Source organism: Bacillus sp. B1-WWTP-T-0.5-Post-4 (assembly GCF_009183795.1).
Lineage (GTDB): Bacteria > Bacillota > Bacilli > Bacillales > Bacillaceae_G > Bacillus_A > Bacillus_A cereus.
On sequence record NZ_WEIJ01000008.1, the window covers coordinates 38,899 to 51,638 of the forward strand.

The following is a 12,740-nucleotide window of genomic DNA, read 5'->3' on the forward strand; positions in this document are numbered from 1 at the left end:
TAAATAGCAAACATTCTAGCTGACTCTATGTTAAATGCAGAAAATTCACTTTATAATAAAGGTAGTGAAGTGGATCGATGGATTTGAAGTTAGGGGTGGCTAGGATGGTTGCAGAAAAGGAACGAGTGTTAATGGATTTAAAAGATGTATTTGAATATGCGTTTGACGAAATTTTTGTTACAGATGAGCAAGGGATCGTTGTACGTGTAAATAGTACATGTGAAAGGCACTACCAACTAGCTGCAGAAGAGTTAGTTGGTAAGCATGTAAAAGAACTACAAAAGGATGGAATCTTTTATCCATCAGCGACATTAGAAGTGATTGAAAAAAAGAGGCCAATTGAACTCGTTCAAACTACAAAATCAGGAGAGTATTTACACGTTCGTACAAGGCCTGTTTTTGATGATGAGGGAAATTTAAGAAGAGTGATTAGTTATTCTCGCGACCTTACTGAACTCTATCAATTACGTCAAAAGGTAGAGGAAATGGATAATCAGCTAAAAACATATAAAAAAGAATTAAGAGAAACATATGAGCATGAAGGACTTATTTTTAAAAGTCTAGCTATGCAAAAAATAGTCGATACAATCAAAAAAGTATCTGTAGTGGATAGTACTGTTCTCGTTTTAGGCGAGACTGGAGTAGGAAAAAGTCGATTAGTACGCCATTTACATGAAGTGAGTCACCGTAAGTATGAAAGTTTCTATGAAATTAATTGTGCGGCATTGCCAACTAATTTAATTGAATCGGAGCTTTTTGGATATTCAGGTGGATCTTTTACAGGTGCGAATCGTGAAGGGAAAAAGGGACTATTAGAATCCGCGCATAAAGGAACTCTTTTTTTAGATGAAATCGGTGAAATGCCGCTTGAAATTCAAGCGAAGCTTTTGCAAGTATTGCAAGAAAAAACATTTCGTCCTATAGGCGGAAGAGAATTAAAAAAAGTGGATGTTCGAATTGTGGCGGCAACAAATAGAGATTTAAGCGAGATGGTGAAACAAGGAACATTTCGGAAAGATTTATACTATCGTTTGAATGTCATTCCAATTGTAATTCCCCCGCTTAGGGAAAGAACAGAAGATATTTTGCCGCTTATTTATCATTACTTGCAGCACTTTAATAAAAAGTACGGACGTGATGTGAAACTAGCGCCGAGTACGTTACAAATGTTTGTTGGATATCCGTGGGAAGGGAACAATAGAGAAATAGAGAATGTAATTGAGAGAATTGTTATTACTGTTGATGATGTTGTAACGGTAGAGGATTTGCCACTCTCTATGCAAGAGGCTGCAGTTGAACAATCGGGGCAAAGCCTTTATAAAATGCTGGAAGAGGTAGAGAGAAATATAATTCTTAAAGCGTATAAAACGTATGGATCAAGTTATAAAGTGGCTGAGTTTTTGCAAATTAGTCAATCTGCTGCTACTAGAAAAATTAAGAAGTTCATAGAGGAGGAAGAAAACATTGGATAAAAAGGCGACTTTCGTAAGTATAGATAAAAAGGCGATGTATATAAATGGTGAGTGGATTACACTACAAGAACAAATTGAAGTAAATAATCCTGCGACGAAGGAAATATTTGCAACTGTACCAAAAGGCGGAGTAACAGAGGCAAAGCAAGCTGTTGATGCTGCACATGAAGCTTTTAAAACGTGGTCTAAGTTAACGGCAGCAGATCGTGCCACGAAGTTAAAAAAGTGGTTTACGCTTATTGATGAAAATAAAGAAGAGATCGCAGCGATTATGACGAAGGAACAAGGAAAGCCGTTTGCAGAAGCGCTTGGTGAAGTAAATTATGCAAACAGTTTTGTTGAATGGTATGCAGAAGAGGGGAAACGCGTATATGGTGAAATGATTCCTGCTGCTCATCCGAATAAGCGCATTTTAGTTATGAAGCAACCAGTTGGCGTTATGGCAGCTATTACACCTTGGAACTTCCCAGCTGCTATGATTACGAGAAAGGTAGCCCCAGCGCTTGCAGCAGGCTGTACAGCCGTTGTGAAACCGGCAAGTCAAACGCCATTAACTGCATTGAAATTAGCTGAATTAGCCCATGAAGCAGATATTCCAAAGGGCGTAATCAATATCGTAACAGGTAGTGCAAAAGCAATTGCTGATACATGGATGGAAGATGGTCGCGTTCGAAAAGTGTCCTTTACAGGGTCAACGGAAATCGGGAAAGAGTTAATGGCTAGTGCGGCGCAAACGATGAAAAAAGTTTCGCTTGAGTTAGGGGGACACGCTCCGTTTATCGTAATGAATGATGCAGATTTAGATAAAGCAGTAGAAGCGGTGATTGGTTCGAAATTCCGTAATGCAGGACAAACGTGTATATGTACAAACCGAGTATTCGTTCAAGAAGAAGTATACGAAGTATTTGTAGAGAAGTTCCAAAAGGCAGTAGGGCAGTTGAAAGTAGGAGACGGTTTCGGTGACGGAACGACTGTCGGGCCACTTATTGATGAGAATGCAGTTTCAAAAGTACAAGAACATATTGAAGATGCTATTCAAAAAGGTGGAACAGTTTTATATGGTGGTCAAAAGGTCGTAGAGTTAGAGGGACATTTCATTCAACCGACTGTAATTGGGTTGGCAAATGATACGATGCTTTGTATGAATGAAGAAACATTTGGGCCAGTGGCACCAGTTGCGAAATTTAAAACAGTTGATGAAGTAATCGAGCGTGCAAACAATACACCATACGGTTTAGCTGCGTATATTTTCACGAAAGACATTAGCCAAGCATTCCAAATTAGTGAAGCGTTAGAGTACGGTATTATCGGTCTAAACGATGGTCTTCCATCAGTTGCACAAGCACCATTTGGTGGATTTAAAGAAAGTGGTATCGGTCGTGAAGGAGGACATTTCGGCATCGAGGAATATTTAGAAATTAAATATATTTCATTGGGACTATAAGTAGTATACTAGAATCTCTATAAGGTAACAGAGAAGGAGATTCTAGTATGGTATATTGGCTATTATTACTTGTTACAATTATTTTTGAAGTAGCTGGAACAATTGCGATGAAACTATCAAATGGTTTAACAAAGCTCGTTCCAAGTGTACTGATTTTCGTGTTTTATGGAATTTGTTTCAGCGTGTTCGCCATCGTTGTGAAAAAGATCCATTTAAGTATTGCTTATGCTATTTGGTCTGGCGTTGGAACATTACTTATTACAATCATTAGTGTGTACTTTTTTAAAGAGCATATTAGTTTATTTCAAGCATTTTGTATTCTTTTTATTGTTTTGGGTGTCATTGGACTTAAGGTTTCATCGGCATCATGAAAGCTATCTTTTGTAGAAGATAGCTTTTTTCTATTTGTGCAGTTAGCAATTAATACGACAAAATATGACAAGAAAGAGTAAAGCGTTTTGTTATGATACATATGAAATATTGTCTTATGTGGAGGAAAGAGTATGTTAAAAAAGGTAAGTCAAATTGTTTTAATTTTTGGCATAGCTTTTAGTTTAAGTGCTTGCACTGAGACTAAAGATAGTAATGAAAGTAAACAAGAAGATGTTCAAGATAAAGTGTATAAAATAGGGGAGACAGTAGACGTAGATGGTTTGCAAGTAACTATCGATTCAGTTAAATTAGGATATCCGGATTATGATGAGAATAAAAAGAAAGAGGAGATTTTGGGGATTATTTTCAAAGTAGAAAATAATAGTAAAAAGGAAATACCTTTTGCATTTTATGAATTTGAGATTACCGATAAGAAAGGTACAAGATTTAAAGAATATAATAACCCTGATAGCTTTATTAGTAAAAAGTTAGCACCAGATGAAAAAATTCAAGATATCATGCTATTTGACGTAGCGAAAGAAAATACGTATATCGCTACGTATAGACCGGAGTTTACGCATGAAAATAGAACGATAAAATTTGAATTGAAACCAAATAAATAAAGAAACACATTGGATTATCCAATGTGTTTCTTTATGGTAATAAATTTAAAACGCCCAGTTACCTTTACGGAAGATAGGCTCATGTCTGCCATCAGCAGTAATACCGTCAATATCAAGCTCAGCTGACCCAATCATGAAGTCGTTGTGTGTGATACTAGCGTTTGCGCCGTTTTCAGCAAGTTCTTCTTTAGACATTGTTTTTCCGCCAACTAAGTTAAATGCATAAGCATTTCCGATTGCAAGGTGGCAAGATGCATTTTCGTCAAATAGTGTATTGTAGAATAAAACATTTGTGTTTGAAATTGGTGAGTCATGAGGTACTAAAGCTACTTCTCCTAAGAAGTGAGAACCTTCATCTGTTTCTACTAAATGTTTTAAAGCTTCTTCACCAGCTTCAGCTTTATAGTCTACGATACGCCCGTTTTCAAATGTTAACGTGAAATTATCGATAATATTACCTGCAAATACTAACGGTTTTGTACTAGAAACTTGGCCGTTTACACCTGTTTTAAGTGGCATTGTAAATACTTCTTCAGTTGGAATATTAGCCATAAATGGTACGTTCTTTTCATTTAAGCTACCAGCACCAGCCCATACATGTTTTTCTGGAAGCTCGATTGTTAAATCTGTTCCAGGACCTGTATAGTGAAGAGCTTTATAATGCTTTTCGTTTAAGTAATCCACTTTTGTATGTAATGTTTCATCATGTTCTTTCCATGCTTCTACAGGATTTTCTAAATCAGCACGAGTAGCTTTGAAAATAGCATCCCATAACTTTGCTTCTTGTTCTTCTGGCGCTACGTCAGGGAATACTTTCGCAGCCCATTCTTTCGTAGGAACAGAAATGACACACCAGCTTACTTTATCTGCTTGTACGTAATCACGGTATACTTTCATTGCTTCTCCAGCTACTTTATGAGCTGTTGCAATACGCGATGCTTCTACACCTTTTAATAAATCAGGGTTTTCTGCATAGATAGACATAAATGCAGCGCCTTCTTTTGCTAATTCTTCACGAGCATGTGCTTTCCAAGATGGAAATTCAGCGAAAGCTTCTTCAGGAGCTAGATCGAACTTTAAGCGTGTTAACGTCTCATCATTCCAATCTACATATACGTGTTTTGCACCAGATTTATATGCTTTTTCTGTAACGAGGCGTACAAATTGTACAGCTTCAAGAGGTGCACTAATTGATAAAGTTTGTCCAGGTTGAATATTAACACCAACATTAACTGCAAGAGCAGCATATTTCTCTAACGTTTGTTCAAATGACATATGTATAATCTCCTTTAATTTGAAAGATTTCTTACTATATATAATACAAGAAAATTCTAAAAATATATATAAATATAAAGTAAAAAGAGAGCTCAAAATGTATTGAGCCCTTATATTTACTTAATTGAAGAAGCAAACTGCTCTACAGTCGTTGTATGGTGTATACGAACGCGCTTCATCTTTAACAATTCATCAGGTTCACCCTTCGTAATGAATTGCCCAGGCTTTGTCGTCGTCGCAAATTGATAATACTTCTTCGTTTCTGTAACAACCTTATCATCTACATGACCGAATGGATAAGCAATCGCGATAACAGGCTTACCTGTTATTTTTTCTAGTTTTTCTTTTGAACCTTTTAACTCTTCCTCATAGTTTGTAATTTTCGGTAAGTCTGCATGTGTTGCAGTATGAGATTGCACCGAGAAAATGCCGGAATCAACCATTTCTTTTATTTCAGAAGTAGACAATGCTCCTTCTACATCAACGTTATCAACAATCATATATTCTGTTGCTGCCGGTTTAAAAGTATCATCTTTTAGCTTTTGTAAAACGCGAAATGCATTCATATTATTTTTCATACCGTCATCAAATGTAACGAAAATCGGCTTATTTACTTTATTTATATCGCCCCAGCGTTCAAACGTTAAAAGCGTATAACCATTGTCTTTTAAATGTTTCATTTGTGCTTCAAAGTTAGCTGGTGATACGAATAAGTCTTTAATACCTTGACCATGATAATCATCGATTGCGTGATACATAAGAACAGGAACCTTTTGTTCGAAAGTAATAGTAGATTTCGTAAGCGGGATTGTTTTCCCATCTTCTTTCATTCCTGTTGCTTCAATTTGGAACTCACCGCGTTTTCCTTCAAATTCTTTTATGTCAAAAGGAATTGTAAATTGTTTCTCCTTTTCTTTAGAAGAAAAAGATTTAGCACGTTCCTTTCCATCAGCTGTGCGCCAAATTTTATATTGTACTTCATTTAAAGAATCTTTTAAGTCTGTAATATGAATACTTGTGTTTGTAGATTCGTGTGTGATGGGAGTATAAGAAATTTTACCTTGTTCTTGTAGAGTCTCTTTTTGTATAGCTACTTCTTGAACCTTTTTCTCTTTTTTAGGTTCTTGGCTTACATTGCTAGTATTGCAGCCTGCTAGAATGGCAGACGTACATAAAGCAATTGCTGCGTATTTTCTCATAAAAATCACCTTCTATTGTGTAGTATGTTGCATATTGACATTAAAATCCCCACCGCTATAAGAGTGGTGGGGATATACCCTTGTTCATCATATCATTTGAAGAAAATGAGGGGAATATGATTTTTAGGAGGCTATTAAGGTAATAGATTAGTGACTTTGAATAGATGTATTTTTTTGTTTCTTATTAGAATTAATAATAATATAACCGACTACAAAGATAAGAGGAATAATGAAGACATAGATAGGCATTCCCCATACATAATAGCTTTTCAGCGTTAAGACTAGTAAATGTAAGAAATCGAAAAGGGCGTGAGCTTTCATAATATCCTCCAATGTTTTTTTACAAATTATAACATTTAACACTTGTTATTTGTATAATTTGGAAAGTTATTTAAGCTAATTTTAAAGTAAGAAGAAGACATATTAATATGCAATTTTGCATAAGGATATGTATTTAATTAAAATATAAAGATTTTATACTATAATGAAAACCGCTATAAAACTAAGTAAGAATAATGTATGGAGTGGAGAATAGAAATGAAATATAAAAAAATAATATATATCTTTTTCATATCGCTATTTATAGTTGGTTGTCAAAGTGAAGTGAGTAAAGCGAATAGCGTGGAAGAGTATATTCCATCGCATCTTATGAATGCGGAAGTGACGGCGGATATTATGACACTAGAATTTCCTTATGAGATAAAAGAGAAATTAGAGAAAATAGGAAATAAAATGAGCGATAGTATTACAAATAATTTAGATTGGTATTTGAAGTATGCCGAAGAAGAAATTATACCGAAAAAAACGTTTCCTTATCATCAAAACTTAGGTATTACAAAAGAAGAATATGATTTTATGATAGATAAAATGAATAATGCAGAATATGTAAATACCAAAGACGGAAAACTCTTTTTTAAACAGAAAGATCATGAAATTCAAATTCTCTCTGATGAAAATTTGAAGCTAATTAAAAATATTCGAATTGATACAGAGAAGAATATAATTAAAACTCCTTTAGGAGAATGCGAATATGAAGGTGAAATAAAGGCGTCGGATGAACAAAAAGCTACTGGTCCATGGAGTGGGAAGATGTGGACTTTAAAAAGCGATGGATTACTTTATCATTTTTCATTAGGAAAGTTAAAAAACATAAACAAATCTATCATTTACATTTCAATAAAAGGTATATATAAAGATAGGATTATCAATACAGAAGAAGCAGTTGAATTTCACTCGGTTTCATAAAGAATCAAAAAAAACACCTTACTTGTTAAAGTAAGGTGTTTTTTTATTAAATAAACAATCCAGCGATTGTCGCAGATAAAATAGAAGCAAGTGTTGATGCAAATAGCATTTTCCAACCAAATTTAGAAACAACGCTTCCTTGCTTTTCAGAAAGGGCACGGATTGTACCAACGATTGCACCAATTTGGCTAATACTTGCGAAGCTAATTAAGAATACTGTAACGATTCCAACTGTACGTGGAGCTAATGTTGTAGCTGTGTCTTTTAAATCAAGGATTGCTACAAACTCATTTAAAACAATCTTCGTACCCATAATACCACCAGCTGGGATAATATCTTGAGTTGGAATACCCATTAAGAATGCGAATGGAGAAAGTACGTAACCGAAGATTTGTTGTAAAGTAACAGCATGTCCCATTGCGCCTGAAGCTGCACTAATTACGTAGTTTACAACTTCCATCACACCGATAAAGGCGATCATTAATGCGGCAACGATACCAGCTACTTTTAAACCATCAAGCGCACCGTTAATCATTGCGCCGATAAAGCTGTCTCCGAATAGAGTTCTATCAAATTTCTGAATCACTTCATCTTCTTTCTTCGTATCAACTGGTGTTAATAACGAACAAACGATTAAGCTTGAGAATAAGTTTAGCGGAAGAGCTGCCAGTACGTATTTTGCATCTAACATCATTACGTATGATGCTGTAACAGAAGCAGAAACGGAGCTCATCGCAGAACAACAAATGATAAACATACGGTTTTTATTGAAATGCTGTAAATCGTTTTTAATAACGATTAACGCTTCACTTGAACCGAAGAATACAGAGTTTACTGCGTGGAATGACTCAACACGTGGTAAACCAGTAATTTTTGAAATAGCACCGCCGACAACGCGAACGATGAATGGTAAAACACCTAAATAACTAAAGATTGAAAGTAGTGCTGAGAAAAATACGATAATTAATAATACGTTTAAGAAAAAGACAAAATCTCTGTGAATTCCATTAAAGAGAAAATCGACACCTGTCGTACCAAGTTTAATTAGTTTGTTGAAAACTTTACTAATGAAAATAATGATTTGTTGACCAATCTTTGTAGCAAACATAAACCAACCGATTAAAATTTGGAAACCAATCATAATTGCAATTGCACGGAAGTTGATTTTACTTTTGTTGTTTGACAAAGCAAAACATAAACCTAACACGGCAAGAATACCGATAATGCTCATTACATATTGCATGTAGTTGCCCCTTTCAGAAGTTCGTATAAAGTTTGTACATAAAACGCTCGTTATATTACTAAAAATAAAAGAACGAGGTTTTATGTCATACGTAAGATGTCTGACCTTTTAGAAAAATAAAAATAAAAAAAGACCCATATGGATTCACTTTCATCTATGAGAGAAAGCTAATCAATATGAGTCCTTTTTTGCGCATAGGCTAATATTCATTAGTTTTCCCCATAGTCCAGCAATTTAAGGTTGCCGGGTAGAAACTCTCGATCCATATTATCAAGTATATATGAGGTAACATCGTCCGTATTAAATTAGTAGTAGCGTAACATTAACAGAGAAGTATCGTCAATAGCTTTTTTTCTTCCAATAGAAAAAGACCATATAAGTATGATAAAATGTAACGCAGTGTTATGAAAAAGAGAGGTCGGAAAATGAGTACTAAAATGACGCCACCAGTTGAGAAAAACGAGTTTATAGATGTAGTATTTGAAGATTTAACACATGATGGTGCCGGTGTTGCGAAAGTAAAGGGCTATCCTATTTTCGTTAAAAACGGATTACCAGGTGAAGAAGCGCAAATTAAAATTATTAAAGTGAAGAAAAACTTCGCATTTGGCCGTTTAATGAAGCTTCATACAGAAAGCCCATATCGTAAAGATGCTGAATGCCCAGTATATAATCAGTGCGGCGGTTGTCAGCTTCAGCACTTAACTTATGAAGGACAATTACAAGCGAAAGAAAAACAAGTACGTGACGTTATGCAGCGTATCGGAGGACTAGCTGATGTTCCTGTTCATCCTGTACTTGGCATGAAGAATCCGTGGGTATACCGTAATAAAGCACAAGTACCAATCGGAGAACGTGAAGGCGGACTTGTAGCTGGTTTTTATCGCCAAGGAACGCATGACATCATTAATATGGAATCATGCTTAATTCAGGCAGAAGAAAACGATACATTAATCCAAGAAGTAAAACGTATTTGTGAAAAGCACGGTATCACTGCGTACAACGAAGAGCGTAACAAAGGAACACTTCGTCACGTAATGGCTCGTTACGGACAAGTAACAGGGGAAATTATGCTTGTCTTCATTACGCGTACAGCAGAATTGCCGAACAAAAAAGCAATTATTGAAGAAATTGCAGCGAAATTCCCAGAAGTAAAATCAATCGTTCAAAACGTAAATACGAAGCGTACAAACGTAATTTTCGGAGACAAAACGACAGTATTATACGGATCAGAATATATTTATGACTTTATCGGTGACATTAAATTTGCGATTTCAGCACGTTCATTCTATCAAGTAAACCCAGAGCAAACGAAAGTGCTTTACGATAAAACGTTAGAATACGCAAAATTAAATGGTAACGAAACAGTAATCGATGCCTATTGCGGAATCGGATCAATCTCGTTATTCCTAGCGCAAAAAGCGAAAAAAGTGTACGGCGTTGAAATCGTCCCAGAAGCAATCGAAGACGCAAACCGAAACGCAGCACTAAACAACATGACAAACGCTGAATTTGGCGTAGGAGAAGCAGAAGTAGTCATTCCAAAATGGTACAAAGAAGGCGTAATCGCCGACACAATGGTCGTAGACCCACCGCGTAAAGGCTGTGACGAAGCATTACTAAATACAATCATCGACATGAAGCCAAACCGCGTCGTATACGTATCGTGTAACCCAGCAACATTAGCACGTGATTTAAAAGTACTAGAAGAAGGCGGATATAAAACACAGGAAGTACAACCTGTTGATATGTTCCCGCATACGACTCACGTAGAGTGTGTGGCTTGGCTTAAGTTGGTATAATAGGAAAGCAGTTGATATAGGGGAAATCTATACCACCTGCTTTTTGGTTTACAAAAATACCATTCATAAGCGATTTTAGTTAAAATAAATATTGCTGATTTTCACAAATTATAAATTGAGATTTTGAAATTGTATTCATAGTGAGAGGATTTGAATTTGAAATGATAGATAATTTTTGGCGTGAATTACCACGACCATTTTTCGTACTTGCACCAATGGAAGATGTGACAGACGTTGTTTTCCGTCACGTAGTAAGTGAAGCAGGTCGTCCGGACGTATTCTTCACAGAGTTTACAAACTCGGATAGCTATTGTCATCCAGAAGGTATGAAAAGTGTACGTGGCCGTTTAATTTTTACAGAGGACGAACAGCCGATGGTGGCACATATTTGGGGAGACAATCCCGAATACTTCCGTCAAATGAGTATTGGTATGGCAGAACTAGGATTTAAAGGCATCGATATTAACATGGGTTGCCCAGTACCGAACGTTGCATCAAGAGGAAAAGGTAGTGGCCTTATTCTACGTCCAGACGTTGCGGCAGAACTTATCCAAGCAGCAAAAGCGGGCGGACTACCTGTCAGCGTAAAAACACGACTTGGCTTTAAAGAGTTAAGCGAGTGGGAAGATTGGTTAACGCACATTTTCAAACAAGATATTGCAAACCTTTCTATTCACTTACGTACAAGAGAAGAAATGAGCCAAGTAGATGCGCATTGGGAACTAATTCCGGAAATTAAAAAATTACGTGACCGTATCGCACCAAATACGTTAATAACAATCAATGGAGACATCCTTGATCGTAAAATGGGGCTGGAACTTGCTGAAAAATACGGCATTGATGGCGTAATGATCGGACGAGGCATCTTCAAAAATCCATTTGCTTTTGAAAAAGAGCCAAGAGAGCATAGCAGTAAAGAGCACCTAGATCTTTTAAGACTACAACTTGATCTTCAAGATCAATATGCAGAAGTACTGCCACGCTCAATCACAGGGCTTCACCGCTTCTTCAAAATTTATGTAAAAGGCTTCCCTGGAGCTGCTGAATTGAGAAATCAATTGATGAGTACGAAATCGACGGATGAGGTGCGTGCTTTGTTGGATAGGTTTGAGGATAGTGTTGGTGAGGCTCAGGATAGTGAGACGGTTTAACTTTTAAGCAGTTAAATCATTTCATATGTAGTGCATGACATGAGTGAGTTGAAAATAAGTGCAGAGCTGGAAAAGAACAGTGTATTTGAGAAATCAAAGCACTGTTTTTTTCTTTTAGTTAATGTTAAGAGAGAAATCTTTTTATAGGCATATAAAAAACATGTAAGAGCTCTGTAGATACAATGATAGAGAAAAGTTCGGGTAAGACTATAAAACATATCTTTAAAATGTTAAAGTATTAATTTAGCGGACAATAACTAAAAGGTTAGATTAAACATGATAATTTAAAGCAGGTTATAGCATAAACTTTAACCGCTGAATAAATAATCAACATTTCAGGAGGAAACCCAATGGCAATGAGCAACAACGATATATTAAAAAGAGTACGATACGCTTTAGATATAAAAGATATAGATATGGTAGAAATCTTTAAACTTGGCGGGATGGAAGTAACGAAAGAAGACGTAGTTGATATGCTTACAAAAATAAAGAGAGCTCCTCAGCATGAAGCTGAAAATGATGAGGTAGCTGAAGATGAGTACGTAAAAACATGCGATATGATGATGTTAGAGGCATTTTTCAATGGATTTATTACTTTAAAAAGAGGAAAGCAAGATCCGAAACCAGGACAACCAGCACCTGTACAGAGCAAGGAGAGTGCCAATAACCTTCTTCTAAAGAAAATGAAAATCGCACTATCTTTAACGAGTGAGGATGTACTTGATATATTAGATAGCGTAGGCGTTACGGTAACAAAAGGAGAGTTAGGCGCTCTATTAAGAAAGAAAGGCCATAAAAATTACAAAGAGTGTGGCGATAGATACGCAAGGAATTTCATTAAGGGATTAGGTGTAAAGTATAGAGGATAATAAGCTTGCTAAAGCAGTAAATGATATAATAGGTAGAGTAGGACG

General features: G+C 36.0%; 11 protein-coding genes and 1 riboswitch. Of the genes, 8 read left to right on the top strand and 3 right to left on the bottom strand.

Annotated features, from left to right (window positions below; genetic code table 11):
• The first annotated feature begins 104 nt into the window (after positions 1-104).
• From GBN91_RS22025 to GBN91_RS22040, 4 genes are all read left to right on the top strand, one after another.
• Entirely contained in the window at positions 105-1,472 is a 1,368-nt protein-coding gene (locus tag GBN91_RS22025; protein ID WP_152122338.1) for a sigma-54 interaction domain-containing protein, read from the top strand.
• A complete protein-coding gene (gene gabD, locus GBN91_RS22030; RefSeq protein ID WP_044306511.1) occupies positions 1,465-2,916 on the top strand; it encodes an NADP-dependent succinate-semialdehyde dehydrogenase in 1,452 nt (483 codons plus the stop codon). The genes GBN91_RS22025 and gabD overlap by 8 nt, the downstream gene beginning before the upstream one ends.
• Positions 2,917-2,963: 47 nt before the next feature.
• Positions 2,964-3,287 carry a DMT family transporter gene (locus GBN91_RS22035; protein ID WP_000263262.1) on the top strand — a complete coding sequence of 108 codons (324 nt, stop codon included), beginning with the start codon at positions 2,964-2,966 and terminating at the stop codon, positions 3,285-3,287.
• Positions 3,288-3,419: 132 nt separating this feature from the next.
• Complete coding sequence (locus tag GBN91_RS22040; protein WP_000915109.1) at positions 3,420-3,911, top strand: DUF4352 domain-containing protein; 492 nt, start codon at positions 3,420-3,422, stop codon at positions 3,909-3,911.
• Between the two features lie 45 nt (positions 3,912-3,956).
• On the opposite strand, the gene GBN91_RS22045 is transcribed toward GBN91_RS22040, so the two are convergent.
• Both GBN91_RS22045 and GBN91_RS22050 read right to left on the bottom strand, forming a co-directional pair.
• Positions 3,957-5,186 (bottom strand): aminopeptidase, encoded by a 1,230-nt coding sequence (locus GBN91_RS22045; RefSeq protein WP_000007349.1) that lies wholly within the window; start codon positions 5,184-5,186, stop codon positions 3,957-3,959.
• A gap of 116 nt (positions 5,187-5,302) precedes the next feature.
• Positions 5,303-6,385 (bottom strand): polysaccharide deacetylase family protein, encoded by a 1,083-nt coding sequence (locus GBN91_RS22050; RefSeq protein WP_001233735.1) that lies wholly within the window; start codon positions 6,383-6,385, stop codon positions 5,303-5,305.
• 537 nt (positions 6,386-6,922) lie between these two features.
• Between GBN91_RS22050 and GBN91_RS22055 the strand changes: the two genes are divergently transcribed.
• Positions 6,923-7,630, top strand: coding sequence for a hypothetical protein (locus GBN91_RS22055; protein ID WP_000875597.1), 708 nt, complete (start codon positions 6,923-6,925; stop codon positions 7,628-7,630).
• A gap of 46 nt (positions 7,631-7,676) precedes the next feature.
• Here the strand turns inward: GBN91_RS22055 and GBN91_RS22060 are convergent, their stop codons facing one another.
• Positions 7,677-8,873: a NupC/NupG family nucleoside CNT transporter gene (locus GBN91_RS22060; protein WP_001200491.1), complete on the bottom strand. Its 1,197-nt coding sequence runs from the start codon at positions 8,871-8,873 to the stop codon at positions 7,677-7,679.
• A 202-nt stretch (positions 8,874-9,075) separates the two neighbouring features.
• Positions 9,076-9,177, bottom strand: a riboswitch (purine riboswitch).
• Between the two features lie 121 nt (positions 9,178-9,298).
• Here GBN91_RS22060 and rlmD point away from each other — a divergent pair.
• The 3 genes from rlmD to GBN91_RS22075 all read left to right on the top strand — a co-directional run bounded on the left by rlmD (position 9,299) and on the right by GBN91_RS22075 (position 12,695).
• Positions 9,299-10,675 carry a 23S rRNA (uracil(1939)-C(5))-methyltransferase RlmD gene (gene rlmD / locus GBN91_RS22065; protein WP_000105019.1) on the top strand — a complete coding sequence of 459 codons (1,377 nt, stop codon included), beginning with the start codon at positions 9,299-9,301 and terminating at the stop codon, positions 10,673-10,675.
• A 161-nt stretch (positions 10,676-10,836) separates the two neighbouring features.
• Positions 10,837-11,826, top strand: a complete 990-nt coding sequence (locus GBN91_RS22070) for a tRNA dihydrouridine synthase (RefSeq protein ID WP_088362557.1) — start codon at positions 10,837-10,839, stop codon at positions 11,824-11,826.
• Positions 11,827-12,176: 350 nt separating this feature from the next.
• A complete protein-coding gene (locus GBN91_RS22075; RefSeq protein WP_042874253.1) occupies positions 12,177-12,695 on the top strand; it encodes a YehS family protein in 519 nt (172 codons plus the stop codon).
• Positions 12,696-12,740 lie beyond the last annotated feature (45 nt).